Origin of the sequence: Streptomyces sp. SP18BB07 (genome assembly GCF_036322545.1) — a bacterium.
GTDB classification, from domain to species: Bacteria; Actinomycetota; Actinomycetes; order Streptomycetales; family Streptomycetaceae; genus Streptomyces; species Streptomyces deccanensis.
The window spans coordinates 1-17,975 of sequence record NZ_JAQYWT010000212.1 but is presented as its reverse complement, the minus strand read 5'-3'; the positions used below and the strand labels follow the sequence as shown (position 1 = coordinate 17,975).

Here is a 17,975-nt window from a genome sequence, read left to right as displayed (position 1 = left end):
AGACATCCGCCCAGTGGATGTTTACGTAAACATCGACCGAGCCAAACCATACGAGAGCACCTCGAACCATAGTAAACAGTCGCTCCACCGCGCTGAACTGCACCGCACGCACCGCACGCAGCTGAACCGGACCGCACCGCACTGACCGCACCGCACCGCGCTGAACGTCGGCCCCGCTCGGCCCCGATCTCCGTGTACGTCCGCCGGGACGCGGCACACGGAAGAGTTGGAGTACTCGAATGGCACACCGCACCCGTACGAACCGCCCTCGTACGAGACGGCTCCTCGGGGCCATCGGCATCACGGCCCTGGCCACCGGCACCGCCATGGCCACGACCTCCCTGCCGATGGCGCACGCCGACACGTCGGCCGCAGCCGCCGCGTCCGTGACGGTCAGCCCCGACCCCTCCTACAAGGGCCAGAGCTTCGAGGGTTGGGGCACCAGCCTCGTCTGGTTCGCCAACGCGACCGGCGACTACCCGCCCGCGATCCGCGAGAAGCTTGCCAAGCTCCTCTTCGGCGAGAACGGCCTCAACCTCAACATCGCCCGCTACAACATCGGCGGCGGCAACGCCCCCGACGTCAAGGACTACCTGCGGGCCGGCGGCGCGGTCGAGGGCTGGTGGAAGGCCCCGGCGGGCACCACCCGCGAGGACGTCGACTGGTGGAGCGCCGACGACAAGAAGGACTGGAACAAGAACGCCGACGCCACCCAGCGCTGGTGGATCGACCGCATCAAGAAGGACATCACGCACTGGGAGACCTTCAGCAACTCCCCGCCGTGGTTCATGACGGAGAGCGGCTACGTCTCCGGCGGCTTCGACGCCTCGAAGGACCAGCTGAAGGAGGAGTCGGTCGAGGACTTCGCCAAGTACCTGGTCGGCGCCACCGAGCGCCTGGAGAAGGCGCACGGCATCAAGGTCGACACCCTCGACCCGTTCAACGAGCCCAACACCAACTACTGGGGCACCAAGCTCGGCGCCGACGGCCAGCCCACCGGCGGCCGCCAGGAGGGCGCCCACATAGGTCCGGAGCTCCAGCAGAAGGTGCTGCGGGCGCTCGGCCCGGTCCTGGACGACTCCCGCACCCACGCGAAGATCTCCGCGATGGACGAGACGAACCCCGGCACGTTCGCCACGAACTGGAACTCCTACCCCCAGGAGGTCCGTGACCTGGTCGACCAGATGAACGTCCACACCTACGGCACCAGCCAGCGCACCACGGTCCGCGACCTCGCCAAGGCCGCCGACAAGCCGCTGTGGATGAGCGAGGTCGAGGGCGACTGGGGCGACGGCCAGAGCTTCACCGACATGCGCCCCGGTCTGGGCCTGGCCCAGCGCATCGTCGACGACCTGCGCGAACTGGAGCCCCAGGCCTGGGTCTTCTGGCAGCCGGTCGAGGACTACGACAACATGAAGCCGGGCGGCGAGTCCGCCAAGGGCGGCAACTGGGGCTCGATCCAGCTCTCCTTCGCCTGCAAGAAGTCGGACACCCTCAAGACCTGCCCGATCTACACGAACACCAAGTTCGACACGGCCCGCAACTTCACGCACTTCATCAAGCCGGGCGACCGTCTGATCAAGACCAACGACGAGTCGAGCACGGCCGCGGTGGCGAAGAAGGGCGACAAGGCGACGGTCGTCCACGTCAACAGCACCACCGAGTCCCGGGCGGTGACGGTCGACCTGTCGAAGTTCGGCAAGGTCTCCAAGAAGGCGACGATCACCCCGGTGGTCACGGACGCGGCCGGCAAGCTGCTCCGCAAGAAGGCCGTCAAGGTCACCGGCAAGCAGGCGACGATCACGGTCCCGGCCCAGTCGGTGACGTCGTTCCTGGTGAACGGCGTCTCGGGGGTCGCGGCGTCGAAGGCCGAACTCCAGGACAACCACACGTACACCCTCACGGGCGTCCAGAGCAGCAAGAACCTCGCGGTCGGCCCCGACGGCAAGAGCCTGGTCATCAAGACCCCGAGCACCACGGCCGGCAACACCCAGCAGTGGACGCTGGACCGCATCGGCAAGGGCGCGACGGACAACCGCACGCGCTACGCCCTGACGGAGAAGACCTCGCACAAGCGCCTGGCCGTCCGCTTCGGCTCCCTGGTGGTGGAGCAGGACACGGCCACCCGCGACGAGGCCGCCCAGTGGATCCTGTCCTCGACGGGCGACAGCACGTGGACCCTGGTGAACGTGGCCACCGGCCAACTCCCCGACGTCTACGGCCAGTCGACGACGGACGGCGCGGGAGTCGGACTCTGGACCCCGAACTCGGGCCTGAACCAGCGCTGGAAGCTGACGGACGTGACAGCGTCCCCGGCGTCGTAGTCCCGCACCGCTGAGAAAGCCCCAGGTCGCCATATCGACCTGGGGCTTTCTCATGCCTAAGCGAGCCTTTTGGCATTCACACCGTCAACCGGCGAACTCGCGCCACACGAAGGGCGTACATCGCAAAGATTGCGCAACCCGAATTGCGCCATTGCCGTCGTACGGGAGGAAATCGGCAAATCGGCTCTTTCGGGAGGTGGTGTCTTCGTGCAGATATTTGACGGCGTTCGCGCAACGTCACGGGTCATGCGCAAAAGCAGGGGACCCGTGATCGGTATCGCGGCGATTCTCCTGCTCGCCCGTATGGAGGACGAGATCGTGGAAGCGGGTTGCTTCTGGCTCACACAGGGTGCGCTCCTCGTCCTGGTACTGCTTTGCTTCGTCGTCCCCTGGGCGGGCAGGAAGCTGGTGCGTGAGTCCGCCGAGGAGGAGCGAGCGAAATCTCGCGGAAAGATTTCTCCGGAGATCGAGGAGGAGATCCGCGAAGAAGGCCGTCAGGAAGAACGGGCCAAAGTCCGCGCCGATCTCCCCAGGCAGGTGGCCCGGGCCGTCGATGAGGTGCTGCAGGGCAACGACGGCTGATTGAACCGTCAGTAGCGGTCGTGGGGTTCGTCCGCGACGGGCCCCTTGTCGGCACGTGGGGTCAAGGGCCCGTCGCGGACGGTTGCTTGCAATGCGTGACCCGAATGCGTGACCCGAATGCGTGACCCAGGATTGCGTGACCCCGGATATGTGCCCCGGGAACCGGATGGGCACATGAAGAGCGGAGAACACACCGATTGCGAGTCGGTGACGGGCCGTGTGGACGTGTGCGTTCCGCGCGATCGTCGACCCATGCCCGAACTCACCGAGAAGCCTCCCGCCGAGGGACAGGATCTTTTCACTTCCGGTTGTCTCCTGCTGCTCGTACTGCTGGCGGACGCGGCGGCCGCGCTGGTGGTCGCCATCGTGCTGGTCGCCCGGGGATGGAGCCGGAGGGGCACCGGCTCAGGACAGTCAGCGACCAGCGCGCCGCCCGTGGACTGGGCGCCGGTGCTGGGCTTCGGCGCCCTGACCCTGGTGGTCGCCGTAACGGCCGTGCTGCTGTTGAGGATCGGTCACCAAGTCATCGGAACGGTGCAGCTGACAGCCTGCGTCCTCCTGGCGGCCTACACACTGGGGTCCTGGCCCTGACGAGCTACTCCCAAGACGACTTGCTCACTCTCACCCCTCACCCTTCTTCACGCCTCACCGTCCACCGCGTCCGCTCGCGGCCTGTACTGCTCGGGAAAGTCGGGGTGGTCCAGGTAGACACCCGCGAGATCGAGCAGGTCGTCGCACGGCCAGAGCTCCCCGTCGTACTGGCAGTCGTCGCGGTCGTCCCAGGGCCGCTCGGGGTCCCCCTCGGCCCGACTGAGCACATGCCGCCCCAACACCCGCCGCTTGGCCTCGACCTCCCGCATGCCCCGCACCTCGGCCCCACCCCCGACCTGACCGCAACGCCGGGCCAGTTCGGCTTCCTCGTCAAGACGTGCGTTCAGGAACGCCACGAGCTCATCGACCATGACGACATCCTGGCGGAGGAACTGTCGCCATGCCCGGCTGCCGCTCACCGCCGTCCGTGGTGACGCGCAGTCCGCGACTCCCAGTTCGGACAGCACCGCCCGGAGCCACGATCGATCGGCAGCCCCACGAAGACGATCTCGACGAACACTCCGGTCCTCCCTCTGAACCCGGCGAACAGCGGTCAGAGCACCTGGCTGCTCGCCGGTCGACCGTTCGCCGGCGCCTCGGTCTGCCAGCCGAGAAGGATCGCGCGGAGCGCCTGTTCGGCGAGGCGGCGGGCGCGATCGCTGCCTACGTTGCCGAGGTGACTGAGCGACGCGATGCCGTACAGCGTGCCCCAGAGGATCTCGCAGGCCTGGTCGAAATCGGCCAGGACCACGTCGTGTGCAGCCGACCAGGAGGTGAGCAGCTCCTTGAGGACGTCGATGACCGGTTCCGCGACGCGTCGGCGTTCGTCCGCGTCGACCATCGGGTCGTTCATGACCTGGAAGAGGTGGGGGTGCTCGCCGGCGAACCGGACGTACTGCGACGCGATGCGCGTCATGCGCCGGTCCGTATCGGGCTCCTGCGCGGCTCGGTGGAACTCGCTCAGCATCAGGTGGTGACCGTGCGCGACCAGCTCCAGTACGAGCGCGTCCTTGTTGGCGAAGTGCTGGTAGACGACGGGCGCGGAGTATTCGACGTCGGTGGCGATGCGCCGGATCGTCAGGGCCGCGACGCCCTCGGTCTCGAGGACGTGCAGCGCGGCCTCGATGATCCGCTCCCGGGTGTTCGCCCGTTCGCGGGCCCGTCTCGTGCTGGTCGACATGGTCCGTCACTTCGCTTCGATGGTGTCCTCGAACCCTAGTCACCGCCTTGACCGCGTCGGCGGTGCGCGCCATAGTTAACGCCGTTAGGAAACCTAACAGCGTTAGAAACGGGTATTAAGTCATGATTTACCACATCAACAGAGTCACGATGAAGGCCACTGCGACGCCTGAGCAGATCGAAGGGGTGCTGGAGAGCTGGCGCAATCAGGGCCGGTCGAACCCCGCCATCAAGTCCTTCGTCGTCGGCCGCGACCACGGCGGCGACTACACGTACGGCGCGGTGTTCGTCGTCGAACATCTCGACGGGCTCTTCGCCTACCTGACACACCCGACCACCTACCAGACCGACCACCTCGGGCTGCACCTGGTCGAACGGCTGGAGATCTTCGACGTCAGTGACGACGACGACCCCGACCTGAACGCCAAGATCCAGGAACTGCACCGGCGCCGCAACGAGCTCAACCCGCAGATCGCCGGCATGCTCGCCGACGTGCCCACCTATACCGGCTCCGGCGTGGACGACTGACCGATACCCCGGAGAAGGAGAAAAGCGTCATGGCCAAGCACATCATCATCGGTGCCGGTTCCATCGGTACCAACGTCGCTCGTCTGCTCGCCGAGCGCGGCGAGAGCGTCCGGATCGTCACCCGCAGCGGCTCCGGCCCCGAGCACCCGCTGGTCGACCGGGTCGCCGCGGACGCGTCCGACCCGTCCCGCCTGACCGAGCTGTCCCGCGGCGCGGAAGTGATCTACCACTGCGCCAATCCACCCTCATACACGGTGTGGGAGCGCCTGTTGCCGCCCCTGCAGACGGCGGCCATCACCGCCGCCAAGGCGAACGACGCCGTCCTCGCGCTGACCGGCAGCCTTTACGCCTACGGTCCGCAGCCCGGTGGCCGGATGAACGAACACACCCCCATGGCCGCCACCGGGCACAAGGGCCGCCTGCGCAGACGCATGTGGGAACAGGCCCTCGCCGGGGGGATCCGCACCGTCGAGGTCCGCGGCTCCGACTACATCGGCAAGGACGCCAACGGCATCTACTCCCTGCTCATCAAGTCGGCCCTGCAGAAGGGGAAAGCGGCCTGGATCACCGGCCACCTCGACATGCCGCACACCTTCACCTTCAACGGTGACATGGCACAGGCCCTCATCACGCTGGCCTCGGAAGAACGCGCGTGGGGCCGACCCTGGCACGTGCCGTCCGCGCCCGCCGTCACCATTCGCGAGCTGGCGCGGCGCTACGCCGTCGCGGCGGGCCGGCCACCGGTCAAACTGATCCAGATACCGCGCTCCGTGACGCGTACGGCCGGGCTGATCGTGCCGATCGCCCGCGAGATGGCCGAGATGGACTACCAGTGGTACGCGCCGTTCCACATGGACGCGACGGAGACCGCCGACACCTTCGGCCTGACCGCCACCGACCTCGACACCGCCGTCCGCAACGAGGTCAGCTGAACTCCCACCGCCACACCGGCAGGCCGACGGCATGGCCGCCGACACCGTGAACGTTCGTGGAAACACCCCCTAGAGGCGAGCGAACCCGGCCGGGTCAGCCAGGTAGCGGTCGAGGTCCGGGTCTTCGTGGAGTGCGTGGAACTCGTCGTAAACCTGCCAGGCCGGGCCGAGTTCGGCGCGAAGTCGGCCGAGCGCTTGGCGTACCGCGTCGTTGAAGTCGTGGCACTCCGCTTCACGCCACGGTCCCGGGTGCGGGGGGTAGTCCCAGTTCAACGACGTATCGAAGCGTTCTATCAGCCCCCGCAGGCTGTCGCGGAGGTCGCGGCTGATCGGTAGTCGGTCCAACTCGATCGCGTACCCCCACGCCTCCTTGTCCTCGGGTGTGGCTGCCCAAAGGACTACGCCTGATCCTGCGTCGAAGAAGAACCTCGCGGTGGGCATGGCGTCGACCTCTCGATACATCGGTTCAAGCGGCCACCACGGTACTTGGCAGGTCCAATCCCTCCACGGCCGCGCGGCTGAGCCCGCGTCCTGGTCGTCGGCGCGACCACGCGGGCGCGACCACGCGGGCGCGACCGTGAAGACCTCTCCGGGCTTCAGGTGGAAGTCCTCGTCGTACGGCGCGTGAAGAGACCACTCCACAGCATTCACCACCTGGGCGACATCGCCAGCCCTTGCTTCATCTATCGAATCTCGATAGATTTCCATCGCGCTTCGATGGAAGGGTGGGTCATGGGAAAGCTGACCGTGCGTGCGCTGCGCGCCGTGCTCGGGGCGGTGCTCGTCGGCACCGTGTTCGTGCAGGCATTGATGGTGTGGACATTGGTCAGCGGGAACGACCCGGAGGACGGCTCGCTCCCGCTGACCGCGCTACGGGTGATCACGATCCTTGGCATGGTGTCGGCCCAGGTCGCCCTGATCTGCGTATGGCGGCTGGTGACGATGGTGCGACGCGGAACCGTGTTCTCCCACGCCGCCTTCCGGTACGTGGACGGCGTGATCGGCGCGATCGTCGGGGCCGCCCTCCTGTGGTTCGTGGTCACGGCCATCAACGCGCCGGGCCAGCGGGACGACCCGGGCGTCACCGTCATCATGGGCGGGGTCGGCGTGGCCATCCTGGGGGTCGCGCTCATCGTCCTCGTGCTGCGGATGCTGCTCGCCCAGGCCGTCGCGCGCGACGTCGAGGCGTCGCGGATGCAGGCTGAGTTGAACGAGGTGATCTGATGCCGATCACCGTCGACATCGACGTGATGCTGGCCAGGCGGAAGATGTCCGTGGGTGAACTCGCGGACCGCGTCGGCATCACCCCCGCCAACCTCGCGGTACTCAAGAACGGACGCGCCAAGGCGGTGCGCTTCGCGACACTCGCCGCGCTCTGCGAGGTGCTCCAGTGCCAGCCGGGCGACCTGCTGCGCTGGGAGTCCGAGGACACCACAGACGAATGACGCGCCCTCCGCACGCCGCCCCCCGGGCCCTCATCACGGCGACTTGGCGCCACCTCGGCCTCGGCGCCTTTCGCCTCGCCGAGCAGATGCTGCCTACGCCCGCCCGATGATCTGCGCCACCCCGGGCGAGGCCTGCACCGGCTGGCGGCACTCTGGGGCCGTCGGCGGTGCCGGTTCGCCGTCGAGGGCGCGGCACAGTGCGGCGTGCAGGTGTTCGGCCTCGGCGAGGGTGAGGGTCAGTTCGGTGTCGGTGGCGTGTCCGTCGGCCACGGAGAGACGGAGGGGTACGGCCAGGCGGTTGTCGTCGGTGCGGCGCACGGGGCGGCCGGGCGGGCGTTCGATGGTCCAGCTCATGACGTCGTCGCCTTTCCGATACGCGTGAGGCGGTACACGCCCCACAGTTGCCGTCCGTCCTCGCAGCCGTCCTGGGCCTTGGGGGTGCCCTTGCAGCCGGCGGCGCACATGCGCGTGTGCTCGAACCAGAGACGGTAGGCGCGGAGCATGGGGAGTTCGGGGCGGGGTGTGGCGGCTGTGTTCTGTCGGCTGGGCATCAGCGCGCCCCCGTCAGCTGGTACGCATTGCGCCTGTACTGGCGTACCTCCGGGGTCAGGAGGTAGGCACCGACGAGAGAGCTGTTGATGTCGTCTGCGGTGATGGGTGGCAGTTCTGCGTGAGGTCGTGGATGCGAGCTTCTGTGTGGAGTGGCGCTTGCGAGGAAGTTGGCCCACATCTCTGGCGAAGGGGGCAGTGCGGCGACAGGCTCCGATCGGGATGCGAGTCCGAGCATGAGCGCGGGGGTAGCAGAGGGTCTTCCCGTTCTGGCGGCCCGATGAGTACTGCTCTGATCCAGGTAAATGCCCGTGATGCAAGGTTCATTGTCGATCTCCTGGTTGGATCGGCCATGCCCCGGGGCCGTGTCAGCGGTCGCCGAGGCTTTGTTCGGCCCTGTGGATGACGAGCGCCCAGAGGTAGTCACTTTCACCAGTGCGTCGATGCCCATACGCGTCGGCGTCTGCGATGGCAGCCAAGACAGCTCTGCGTGCGACGTCACTCAGCTCGCGCGGCAGGTCTACTTCCAGTCGGACATCGACGGCAGTCTCCTTGCGGCGCACCTCGGCCCCCGTGGCCACGGCCAGTCGTGCGGCAATGCTTTCGGCCTTCGGGCGCACAGGTCTCCCCGGTAAGCGTTCGATCACGTAGCGTGCTTCTACTTCAGTAGCTTCCACCTGATGCAGTAGCTTGTCAATGTCGTCGTCAACCGCACCACCAGCCCTGCGCGTTCGGGGCAGCACGGAGAGCCGTATGCCGCGAGAGGCCCCGTATCTCGATGTCGCGGACGACCTGCGCCGCCGGGTGAGGGCGGGTGAGTGGGCCGTCGGTGAGCGTCTGCCGTCGCGAGCGCAGCTCGCCGAGGAGTACGGGGTGGGGCGCAATGTCACGCAACGTGCGATGGAGCGCCTGATCATCGAGGGTGTGTTGGAGGGGCGGGCCGGTTCAGGAACGTATGTCCGCGCACCGCGTGAGCGGTTGCGGATGATCCGGTCCCGGCATCGTGAGCATCGGGGCGGCTCGCCGTTCCGCGCCGACATGAAGGAGCAAGGGCGGCGCGGGACTTGGGAGTCGCACAGTCAGGCGCGCGTTCCCGCGCCGGAGCACATCGCCGAGCGGCTGGCCGTCGATCCGGGTGACCCCTGCGTCGTCACCCGGTACGAGTTCCTCGCTGACGGACAGTCGGTTCAGTTGTCGGAGTCGTGGGAGCCGATGGCGATCACCGACGGCACACCGGTCGTCCTCCCCGAGATGGGGCCGCTCGCCGGCATGGGTGTCGTCGAGCGGATGCGTTCCATCGGGGTCGTCATCGAGACCGCGGTCGAGGTTCCGCGTCCCGGTCGGGCCACTCAGGAAGAGGCCAATCTGCTCGGTGTCAGTGTCGGTGAGCTGTTGACCCGTATCGAGCGCACCTACTACGACCGTGACGGACGGCCCGTCGAGACGGCGGACATCACCGTGCCGGACGTGCGGTGGGAGATCGCCTACGAGATTTCGGTCGAGCAGCCGCGCGATGAAGTTGAGTGAGGGTGGGGTCACATGACCGTGTATCCGGTGACAACCAGCTACTGCACCGGCGAACGGTTGGCAGAGATTCGCGGGACCCTGTTGGACGTGTACGCCGACGTGTACGCGGAGGACATCGCCACGAATCCCTTCTTCTCCATGGAGCGGTTCGAGGAGCGGTTGGAGGCTCATGTCGGGGCCGGTGGGTGGGGGTGTGTCGTCGCTGAAGTCGGTGGTGAAGTGGGCGGTGAAGCCGGTGGCGAGGTGAGTGGTGGTGGCGGTGGTGAAGTCGTCGGGTTCACCTACGGGTTCACGGCACGGGGCGACGCCGCGACGTTCAAGTTGTGCGAGAACATGCTTCGCGAGAAGTGGCGTAAGCGGGGGATTTCGCGGGTCATGCACGACGAGTTGATCGGGCAGCGGCGGGAGGTGCGTGCCGAGCTGCTGGTGCGGCGGGAGCGGCCGAGGCTGCGGGCCATGTACGAGACCTGGGGGTACGAGCAGATGGGCGAGCAACAGCCGTTCCCCGACGCCCCGTTGTACGACGTCATGGTCCTCGCCCTGCGATCACGCTGACCAGCTCAAACACCTTGTAACAGCGGCTCCGTACTGCTTCACTGTGGCGACCTACGGGCCGTGCGGCAGGTCTCGGAGTCTCCGCTGCCGTCATGCCGTCATCCAGGAAGCGTGAGGCATGAAGGATTCAGCGCTGATCACGGCCGGCTTGCCCGTCGCGCTCGCCATCATCATGTTCGGTCTCGGGCTCTCGCTCACCACGGATGACTTCAGGCGTGTGGCCCGTTCCCCGAAGGCGGTCGTCTTCGCGCTGACCGTGCAGATCGTGGTGCTGCCGCTGCTCGCCTTCGGGCTGGTGGAGATCTTCGACGTGGACCCGCTGCTCGCCGTGGGCGTGATGCTGCTGGCCGCGTCCCCGGGCGGTACGACCGCCAATCTCTTCAGTCACCTGTTCCGTGGGGACGTGGCGTTCAACATCACCCTCACCGCCATCAATTCCGTGCTGGCGGCCGTCACCATCCCGCTCATCACCAACCTGGCCATCAGTCACTTCGATGCCGAGGGCGATCTGGGACTGCAGTTCGGGAAAGTGCTGCAGGTCATCGCCATCGTGCTCATCCCGGTCGGGCTCGGCATGCTCATCAGGAAGCGCTCCCTGGAGTTCGCCGTCCGCGCGGACCGTCCGGTCCGTGTGTTCTCCATCGCCGTCCTGGTCGCGGTGTCCCTGGCGGCGCTGTTGGGCGAGCGGGAGAACCTCGCGGACTACCTTCGCCAGGTCGGCCTGGTCACCGGCATCTTCTGTCTCGCGAGCCTCTGCATCGGCTACGGCGGTGCCAGAGCGCTTCGCCTCAACGAGCCGCAGGCCGTCGCCAGCGCCATGGAGGTGGGGATCCACAACACCACGGTGGCCCTCACCATCGCCTTGAGCATCCTCGACAGCACCGAGGTGGCGATCCCCAGCGCCGTCTACTCGGTGCTCATGTACATCCTGGCCACGGCTTTCGGCTACGCCATCACCCGGGGGCGGCGTGCAGGAAAGCCCTCGACGGTGGGTTGAGCTGACGGGGCGTCGGGGAAGGCCACGCGCCGCCAGGGCTCGTTCGGTGCAGCGGATCACGGGCGTCACCAGACAACGGCCCGACGCAGCCATTACCGACGACGAACCCGCTGGTCGATCGCGAAACCGTGGGCGGACCAGCGGAAGTTCACGTACCGTGTGGCTTCACGCCCTGAGATGGACGGAAGGAGGCGAGTGCCGTGCGGTTCACACCTTTCCAGCGCTCCCTTTTCCGCTGTCCCGGCGTGGCTCGAGAGTCCTGACCGGGAGCGCTCCAAGCAGCCTGTATCCCGGAGGAATCCATGACCGATCCGGTCATCCACGCGCTCTCCGCGAGCGACGCCCATCTCTTCGACGCTCTTCCCGACCCACTGGGCGCCCGTGAGGGCCATCGCCGTACCCGGTTCCGCCCCGACTGGAAGCGCGTCGCCCTGCGCGACGGCGAGGTCGTCGCACGCGGCGCGTGGTGGGGCGGCCCCGACGACCCGGAGCCCGTCAACATCAACTGGTTCGACGTGGCCGAGGGCGAGGAGGAGGCGGGGGCCGAACTCCTGCGCTCCGCTCCCTGGCAGGTCGAACTCGAGATCAACCTGCCTGGCGGCTGGCGGGACGAGCCCGACCTGCGCCCCGCCGCCGAGGCCCGCTTCGCCGCCGCACGAGCCGCCGGGTACGAACCCCTGGTGGAACGCTTCCTGTACCGCTGGACCCCGGAGCGAGGTCTGCCCGAGCGGCCCGGACGCCTGCGCTTCAGGGCCGAACCCGACGACACCGTGTTCTTCGACGCGTTGCGTCGCATCCACTCCGTCACCCTGGACGCCCACGCGCTCAAGGCCATCGAGGAGGGCGGCCTCGATCAGGCCGCCCAGGAGGAACTCGACTTCTTCCACTGGTGCCCCTCCCCACGGGAGTGGTGGCAGATCGCGCACACGCCGGAGGGCGACCTGGCCGGCATCCACATCCCGGCTCACAACCCCTCCGGACCGACCATCGGCTTCATCGGAGTCGTCCCGGAACAGCGCGGTCACGGCTACGCCTACGACCTCCTCGCGGAATGCACCCACTTCCTTGTCGAACAGGGCGCGGAGTTCGTCAGCGGAGCGACGGACCGGGGCAACTTCCCCATGGCCGCGAACTTCGCCAAGGCCGGCTTCCCCGTCGTCAGTGAACGCATCAACTTCCACCCGGCGGGCGGCCGAACGGCCTAGCGAGAAGTAGCACGCGGTGAGCGGTCCGGCCAAGGACAGGTCCGGACCGCTCGTCAGTGCCCGACGGCGTGCACCGCACTGGAGTACTGACTAATCGTGTTGACCGCCCCGACAGGCAGTGCTGGAGTCGGCACGTGGACAGCATCCCCGCCAACCGGCGGCTCTGGAACCGGATCAGCAGCGCCTACCAGCACGAGCACGACCCGCAGATCGGCTCCGCACCCCGGCTGTGGGGCATGTACTCCATCCCCGACGCGCACCTGAACGCCCTGGGCGACGTCACCGACAAGCGGGTCCTCGAACTCGGCTGCGGCGCCGGCCAGTGGTCGAGGGCGCTCGCCGCCGAGGGCGCCACCGTGGTCGGGCTCGACCTGTCCGAAGCCCAACTCGCCGCAGCAGCACGTGCGATGGGAGCGGCCCGCTACCCGCTGGTGCAAGGCGCCGCCGAACAACTCCCCTTCGCCGACGACAGCTTCGACCTCGTGTTCTGCGACTTCGGTGGGCTCAGCTGGGCGCCCCCGCACCTGGCCGTCCCGCAGGCCGCACGCGTCCTGCGCCGAGGTGGGCGCCTGGTGTTCAACGTCGCCAGCCCATGGTTCGAAGCCTGCTACGACGAGGCCGCCGGCCGCGTGACCACGACACTGCAGCAGGACTACTTCGGACTGAACACCATCGCCGAAACCGACGGCGCGACCAGCTATCAACTCACCTACGGCGACTGGGTCAAGGTTTTGCGCGGCGCGGGCCTCGTCATCGACGACCTCATCGAGCCGCGGCCCGAACGCGGAACACCCAACGGCTACAACGAAACCGACCCACCCGACTGGGCACACCGCTGGCCGGCGGAACTGCTCTGGGTGACCCACAAACCGTAGGTTCCGCCGCGCCGAAACGTGAGGGCATCCAAGGGCTTCCAAGGGGTTCCAAGGTCCCAAGGGGTCCCATGGGCATCCCAGGGCATTCCCAGGGCCCCGTTTTCCGCAGGTCAGCAGGGGTGGGACCGTTCTGGCGCCGGGGATGGGGCGGCGGCTGTTGTGGCGGTTCCCGGCGTCGTCCAAGCTCTGGGTGCCGCCCCGGCCGGGACGCGATGACGGCCCCGGCAGCGCGAGCGACCTCTTACCGACCAGAGAAGGAAGACACCCACATGAACAGGAAGTTCTCCGCACGCCGTGGTTCGGGACTCCGCGCGGCCGCCACCGGCCTCGTCCTGGCTGTCGCACTCGGCGCGTCGGCACAGCTGCCGGCGCAGGCGTCCGCCCACACCTCGGCGAAGGCGCCCACCACCGCGTCGAAGCCGATCACCGCCGCCGCGTCGAAGCCGACTGCCGCCGCGCCGAAGTCGGTCACCGGAACGCCCGGCAACGTGGTGACCCGCGTCGCCGACTTCTACGGCGCGTACATCGACGCGAAGGGCGACTACGCCGACCCGGACGCCGCACTGGCCAAGGCGCTCCGCAAGCACTACCTGACGCCCGACTTCGCCAAGCGACTGGCGACCTGGGAGAAGAAGAACGGGGTGGACGGCGTCCTGCGCGCCCAGAACGTCCCGGCGCGGTGGACGGTGACCGATAACGGCAGCATGGGGCACAGCCACGAGATCGCGGTCACCCTGACCTACGGCAGTGGGAAGACGACGCAGAAGATCAAGCTCTTCGTCCTGGTGGAGCGGTACAACCGCATCGCCGACATCGCGACCAGGAGCGCGCATTGAGCGCCCACTGACGTCGGAGCCGCCTCGCCCGCCCGTTCCCCTGCCGTCCTTCCGGCCATGGCGGAACCAACCCCGCTCACCTGACGTGCAGTGCAGTGTCAGCAGGGGCCTGGGATGGGGAATCGCGGGCGGACGACAGGAGAGCGATGCCGGTTCGGGACGACGCGGGGGAGTTCGCGGCGAAGCTGCGTCAGCTCAAGGACAGCACCGACCTGAGTTACGGCGCCCTCGCCCGCGAGCTCGACATGAACGTCTCCACGCTGCACCGGTACTGCGCGGGCGAGGGCGTGCCGCAGGACTTCTCGCCCGTCGAGCGGCTCGCGACCTTCTGCGGGGCGACACCGCAGGAGCGGCTCGAACTGCACCGGCTGTGGCTGTCGGCGGTCGCGGCCCGCCAGCGGGTGCGTACGGCCGACTCCCCGGAGGCCGCGATTCCGGCACCCGCACCCCACATGGACGCGGGCGCGGGTGCGGGCGCGGGCGGGGGCAGCCACCGAGAAGGCGTCGGCGATGTCGGCGGCAACAGCGACCGCGATGGCGACCGCGATGGCGATGGCGATGGCGACGTTGACGGGACAGGGCCCGCGAAACGCCGTCGACGGACACCGGCGTCCACCGTCGCCGCCTGCGTCTGCGCCCTGCTCGTCATCACCGTCGCGAGTCTGTCCGCCCTCTCGGACGACCGGTCCGCCGAGGCGGATCCATCCCGCTCCGCGAGCCCCCGTACGACCGCCGCCGGCGCACCTGGCGGCTCAGTGGCACCGTCGGCCACCCAGCCGTCGGAGACAACGCCCGCCGACAGCCCCCTCACCTGGACCGTCGACTCCCTGGCCTGGGACAAGGGCTGCGATCACGACTACGTCATCGACAAGCCGCCCGCCGAAGTACCCCCGCCGCCGTTCGAACAGGACGCCGAGGTGTGGGTGGCGGCGCAGAGCGCGGTGCACGGGCGGCACACGAAGGTGCGGATCTCGGTGCAGGGGCGGTCGTCCACGGCGGTGGTCCTGGACGCGCTCCACGTCCGTGTCGTCAGCCGAGGCACCCCGGGCGGCGGCGGGACCGCGTACGCCATGGGCCAGGGCTGCGGCAGCGAGCTCACGCCCCGCCGCTTCGCCGTGAACCTCGATGCGGACCGCCCCGTCGCCCGGCCACAGGACGGCGAGGACGCTGCCGACGGCGGTCGCGTCATCCCGGCCGTGCGCTTCCCGTACCGTGTCTCCGCCGAGGACCCCGAGGTGCTGGAGGTCGACGCGACGACACAGATCCACGACGCCCGCTGGTACCTCGAACTCGACTGGTCGTCCCAGGGCCGCACCGGCACGATCCGCGTCGACGACCACGGCAGCCCGTTCCGCACCACCGGCATCAAGGGAATGCCGCACTACTGGTACGGCACGGACGACGCGGGAAGGCGGGCCTGGGTCCCCCTCGACAGCTACTAGGGAGACGTCAACAGACGGCCACCGCGGCGACCGGCGACCGGGCCCCCGACCCCGCAGGAGAGGGCGGAACCGCGCAGGAGAGGCTGGACACGACAAAGGCAAGGAGGTCACGCTCTCCTTGCCACTCTCAACGTATAGCGCACCGGGGGGCTTGCGGCAAGGCCCCCGTGGTGCCGCAGAATCTCCGGCCTGAGCCTGAATCGACGAAAACCGGGGGCGCTTCGATGCGTGTGCTGTTGGCGAACTACGACTCGCGCGGGGGCGTCGAGCCGCTGGTGGGACTCGCGGTCCGGCTGCGCGAGCTCGGCGCGGAGGTGCGGGTGTGCGCGCCGCCGGACGAGGAGTTCGCGCGGCGGCTGGCCGGGGTCGGCGTACCGCTGGTGCCGTTCGGCCGCCCCGTACGCGCGCTGATGACCGCGCCCGCGCCGCCGACGGCGGGCGGCGTGCCCCGGCGTGCGGCCGAGTTGCTCGCGGAGTTCGACACGGTCGCCGAGGCGGCCGAGGGCTGCGACGTACTGGTGGCGACCGGGCTGCTCCCCGCCGCGGCCTGTGTGCGGTCGGTGGCCGACAAGCTGGGCATCCCGTATGTGTACGCGAGCTTCCAGTCCGTCTCCCTGCCGTCGCCCCACCATCCGCCGATGGCTCGGCCGGGGCGGCCGCTGCCGACGGACACGACCGACAACCGCGCCCTGTGGGAGTTCGACGCCCGGAGCGCGGACGACCTGTTCGGCGAGGTGATCAACACCCACCGGGCGTCGGTCGGCCTGCCACCGGTGGCCCGCGTCCGCGACCACGTCTTCACCGACCGGCCATGGCTGGCGACGGATCCGGTGCTGGATCCGTGGAGGTCCTCGCAGCCGGAGACCACTGCGCAGGGCACCTGGCAGGAACCCTCACCCCCCGGCCCCGGCGTCGTGCAGACCGGTACCTGGATCGTGCCGGACGAGCGACCGCTCGCGGCCGAGCTGACGGCCTTCCTGGACGCGGGCGCGCCGCCGGTCTACGTCGGCTTCGGCAGCATCGCCATCGGCGGCTCCGAAGACGTCGCCCGAGCCTGCGTCGAGGCGATCCGCGCCCACGGCCGTCGCGTGATCCTCTCCCGTGGCTGGGCCGAACTGGCCGTCCTGGACGACCGGGACGACCAGGGAGACCCAGACGACCGGGACGACTGCTTCGTCGTCGGCGAGGCCAACCATCACCCGCTGTTCCGCCGTGTCGCCGCCGTCGTCCACCACGGCGGCGCGGGTACGACGACGACGGCGACCTGGGCGGGCGCGCCCCAGGTGGTGGTGCCCCAGGGCGCGGACCAGCCGTACTTCGCGGGCCGGGTGGCCGACCTGGGCATCGGTGTGGCCCACGACGGCCCGACCCCGACGTACGAGTCCCTGTCCGCGGCGCTGAAGGTGGCCCTGGCGCCGGAGACGGCGGCGCGGGCGGCCGAGGTGGCCGGGATGGTCCAGCCGGACGGGGCGACGCGGGCGGCGAGGCTGCTGCTCGACACGTACGGCGGGGAGCGGCCCCCGGTGCGGGCCTGAGCCGGCTCGCGAGCCCGGGCCTGCACCGAGCCCGGGCCCAGCTCAGCGCACGCCGACCAGAACCCGTACGGCCCTCAGACCACGACGCACCCCCGAAGCGATGCCCCCACACTTGGAGCACGCGGACACATGACGTTCGGAGCCCATCAGATGAACCCCCCGACCACCCACGGTCGCCCCCACCCGCACCCCAACCCCCACCCGCACCCCAACCCTCACCCCAGTGCATTCCGCCTCCCCGAGCGACTCGCCGCGAAAGCCGACCCCGCCCTCCTCTCCACCGACGAGCGGCACTTCGCCGCCCTCTCCACCTGCCTCGCCCAGTCGATCGCCGAGGTCTCCGCCCAGCTCGACGCCGAGCGGCGGGCCCCCGGCGGCCTCGGCCGGCACGCCATGGACCGTGACACGGAGATCCACCGCCTGACAGCCCGTCTGCGCACCCTGCGCCGCTTCGGTCTGGACCTGTGCCTCGGCCGCATGGTGACGGAGGACGACCCGGAGACCCCCGTCTACATCGGCCGCCTGGGGCTCACCGACAGCACCACGGGCCGTCGGCTGCTGGTCGACTGGCGTTCCCCCGCCGCCGAACCCTTCTTCGGCGCGACCCACGCCAACCCGATGGGCCTCACCAGCCGCCGCCGCTACCGCTGGACCGACGGCCGTATCACCGACTACTGGGACGAGATCTTCTCCTGGTCCGAACTCGACAGCCTCACTGACAACCACAGCAGCACTAGTGTCCTGCGCCGGAGATCCGTCGGCAGAGGCGGGCGAGGGAGTCGAGGATTTCTTCGGCGGTCTTGGTCCAGATGAACGGCTTGGGGTCTTCGTTCCAGTGCTTGACCCAGGTCCGGATGTCAGCTTCCAGAGCCT

The 17,975-nt window shown here is 68.8% G+C and carries 21 protein-coding genes and 1 pseudogene; 16 read left to right on the top strand and 6 right to left on the bottom strand.

Annotation, left to right across the window (positions count from 1 at the left end):
• Window positions 1-239: 239 nt before the first annotated feature.
• The 3 genes from PUR53_RS03060 to PUR53_RS03050 all read left to right on the top strand — a co-directional run bounded on the left by PUR53_RS03060 (window position 240) and on the right by PUR53_RS03050 (window position 3,497).
• Window positions 240-2,324 (top strand): RICIN domain-containing protein, encoded by a 2,085-nt coding sequence (locus PUR53_RS03060; RefSeq protein WP_329907279.1) that lies wholly within the window; start codon window positions 240-242, stop codon window positions 2,322-2,324.
• Window positions 2,325-2,453: 129 nt separating this feature from the next.
• The gene (locus PUR53_RS03055) at window positions 2,454-2,906 is read left to right on the top strand and encodes a hypothetical protein (RefSeq protein ID WP_329907278.1); all 453 of its coding nucleotides are present in this window, start codon (window positions 2,454-2,456) and stop codon (window positions 2,904-2,906) included.
• Window positions 2,907-3,158: 252 nt separating this feature from the next.
• Complete coding sequence (locus PUR53_RS03050) at window positions 3,159-3,497, top strand: inner-membrane translocator (protein ID WP_329907277.1); 339 nt, start codon at window positions 3,159-3,161, stop codon at window positions 3,495-3,497.
• 47 nt (window positions 3,498-3,544) lie between these two features.
• Here PUR53_RS03050 and PUR53_RS03045 read toward each other — a convergent pair whose 3' ends face one another.
• Both PUR53_RS03045 and PUR53_RS03040 read right to left on the bottom strand, forming a co-directional pair.
• Window positions 3,545-3,868: a DUF6221 family protein gene (locus tag PUR53_RS03045; RefSeq protein WP_329897114.1), complete on the bottom strand. Its 324-nt coding sequence runs from the start codon at window positions 3,866-3,868 to the stop codon at window positions 3,545-3,547.
• A 182-nt stretch (window positions 3,869-4,050) separates the two neighbouring features.
• Window positions 4,051-4,677 carry a TetR/AcrR family transcriptional regulator gene (locus PUR53_RS03040; RefSeq protein WP_329907276.1) on the bottom strand — a complete coding sequence of 209 codons (627 nt, stop codon included), beginning with the start codon at window positions 4,675-4,677 and terminating at the stop codon, window positions 4,051-4,053.
• 122 nt (window positions 4,678-4,799) lie between these two features.
• Here PUR53_RS03040 and PUR53_RS03035 point away from each other — a divergent pair, with 122 nt between their 5' ends.
• Both PUR53_RS03035 and PUR53_RS03030 read left to right on the top strand, forming a co-directional pair.
• On the top strand, window positions 4,800-5,204 hold the full coding sequence (locus PUR53_RS03035) for a Dabb family protein (protein ID WP_109001494.1): 405 nt from the start codon (window positions 4,800-4,802) through the stop codon (window positions 5,202-5,204).
• A gap of 29 nt (window positions 5,205-5,233) precedes the next feature.
• On the top strand, window positions 5,234-6,136 hold the full coding sequence (locus PUR53_RS03030; protein WP_329907275.1) for an SDR family oxidoreductase: 903 nt from the start codon (window positions 5,234-5,236) through the stop codon (window positions 6,134-6,136).
• Window positions 6,137-6,205: 69 nt separating this feature from the next.
• Here the strand turns inward: PUR53_RS03030 and PUR53_RS03025 are convergent, their stop codons facing one another.
• Window positions 6,206-6,844, bottom strand: a complete 639-nt coding sequence (locus PUR53_RS03025) for a hypothetical protein (RefSeq protein WP_329897110.1) — start codon at window positions 6,842-6,844, stop codon at window positions 6,206-6,208.
• A 24-nt stretch (window positions 6,845-6,868) separates the two neighbouring features.
• On the opposite strand from PUR53_RS03025, the gene PUR53_RS03020 reads away from it, so the two are divergent.
• Together PUR53_RS03020 and PUR53_RS03015 are read left to right on the top strand one after the other, a co-directional pair.
• Window positions 6,869-7,360, top strand: coding sequence for a DUF2975 domain-containing protein (locus tag PUR53_RS03020; RefSeq protein ID WP_329907273.1), 492 nt, complete (start codon window positions 6,869-6,871; stop codon window positions 7,358-7,360).
• On the top strand, window positions 7,360-7,581 hold the full coding sequence (locus PUR53_RS03015) for a helix-turn-helix domain-containing protein (protein ID WP_329897108.1): 222 nt from the start codon (window positions 7,360-7,362) through the stop codon (window positions 7,579-7,581). The genes PUR53_RS03020 and PUR53_RS03015 overlap by 1 nt, the downstream gene beginning before the upstream one ends.
• A gap of 93 nt (window positions 7,582-7,674) precedes the next feature.
• Here PUR53_RS03015 and PUR53_RS03010 read toward each other — a convergent pair whose 3' ends face one another.
• The 3 genes from PUR53_RS03010 to PUR53_RS03000 form a co-directional block, all read right to left on the bottom strand.
• A complete protein-coding gene (locus PUR53_RS03010; RefSeq protein WP_329907271.1) occupies window positions 7,675-7,935 on the bottom strand; it encodes a hypothetical protein in 261 nt (86 codons plus the stop codon).
• Window positions 7,932-8,132: a hypothetical protein gene (locus PUR53_RS03005; RefSeq protein ID WP_329907269.1), complete on the bottom strand. Its 201-nt coding sequence runs from the start codon at window positions 8,130-8,132 to the stop codon at window positions 7,932-7,934. Before PUR53_RS03005 ends, PUR53_RS03010 begins: the two co-directional genes overlap by 4 nt.
• A 366-nt stretch (window positions 8,133-8,498) precedes the next feature.
• Complete coding sequence (locus PUR53_RS03000) at window positions 8,499-8,873, bottom strand: hypothetical protein (protein WP_329907267.1); 375 nt, start codon at window positions 8,871-8,873, stop codon at window positions 8,499-8,501.
• A 10-nt stretch (window positions 8,874-8,883) separates the two neighbouring features.
• Between PUR53_RS03000 and PUR53_RS02995 the strand changes: the two genes are divergently transcribed.
• The 9 genes and pseudogenes from PUR53_RS02995 to PUR53_RS02955 all read left to right on the top strand — a co-directional run.
• On the top strand, window positions 8,884-9,657 hold the full coding sequence (locus tag PUR53_RS02995; protein ID WP_329897101.1) for a GntR family transcriptional regulator: 774 nt from the start codon (window positions 8,884-8,886) through the stop codon (window positions 9,655-9,657).
• Window positions 9,658-9,669: 12 nt separating this feature from the next.
• Complete coding sequence (locus PUR53_RS02990) at window positions 9,670-10,212, top strand: GNAT family N-acetyltransferase (protein ID WP_329907266.1); 543 nt, start codon at window positions 9,670-9,672, stop codon at window positions 10,210-10,212.
• A gap of 118 nt (window positions 10,213-10,330) precedes the next feature.
• Window positions 10,331-11,209 (top strand): bile acid:sodium symporter family protein, encoded by an 879-nt coding sequence (locus tag PUR53_RS02985; protein WP_329897099.1) that lies wholly within the window; start codon window positions 10,331-10,333, stop codon window positions 11,207-11,209.
• Between the two features lie 302 nt (window positions 11,210-11,511).
• Window positions 11,512-12,414 carry a GNAT family N-acetyltransferase gene (locus PUR53_RS02980; RefSeq protein ID WP_329907265.1) on the top strand — a complete coding sequence of 301 codons (903 nt, stop codon included), beginning with the start codon at window positions 11,512-11,514 and terminating at the stop codon, window positions 12,412-12,414.
• 134 nt (window positions 12,415-12,548) lie between these two features.
• The gene (locus PUR53_RS02975) at window positions 12,549-13,289 is read left to right on the top strand and encodes a class I SAM-dependent methyltransferase (RefSeq protein ID WP_329897093.1); all 741 of its coding nucleotides are present in this window, start codon (window positions 12,549-12,551) and stop codon (window positions 13,287-13,289) included.
• Window positions 13,290-13,558: 269 nt separating this feature from the next.
• Window positions 13,559-14,125: a hypothetical protein gene (locus tag PUR53_RS02970; RefSeq protein WP_329897092.1), complete on the top strand. Its 567-nt coding sequence runs from the start codon at window positions 13,559-13,561 to the stop codon at window positions 14,123-14,125.
• Between the two features lie 146 nt (window positions 14,126-14,271).
• Complete coding sequence (locus tag PUR53_RS02965) at window positions 14,272-15,567, top strand: helix-turn-helix domain-containing protein (RefSeq protein ID WP_329897091.1); 1,296 nt, start codon at window positions 14,272-14,274, stop codon at window positions 15,565-15,567.
• A 224-nt stretch (window positions 15,568-15,791) separates the two neighbouring features.
• Window positions 15,792-17,102 (top strand): glycosyltransferase, encoded by a 1,311-nt coding sequence (locus PUR53_RS02960; RefSeq protein WP_329907264.1) that lies wholly within the window; start codon window positions 15,792-15,794, stop codon window positions 17,100-17,102.
• 150 nt (window positions 17,103-17,252) lie between these two features.
• Window positions 17,253-17,795, top strand: a pseudogene (locus PUR53_RS02955) (AAA family ATPase); the annotation flags it as partial.
• Between the last annotated feature and the right edge of the window lie 180 nt (window positions 17,796-17,975).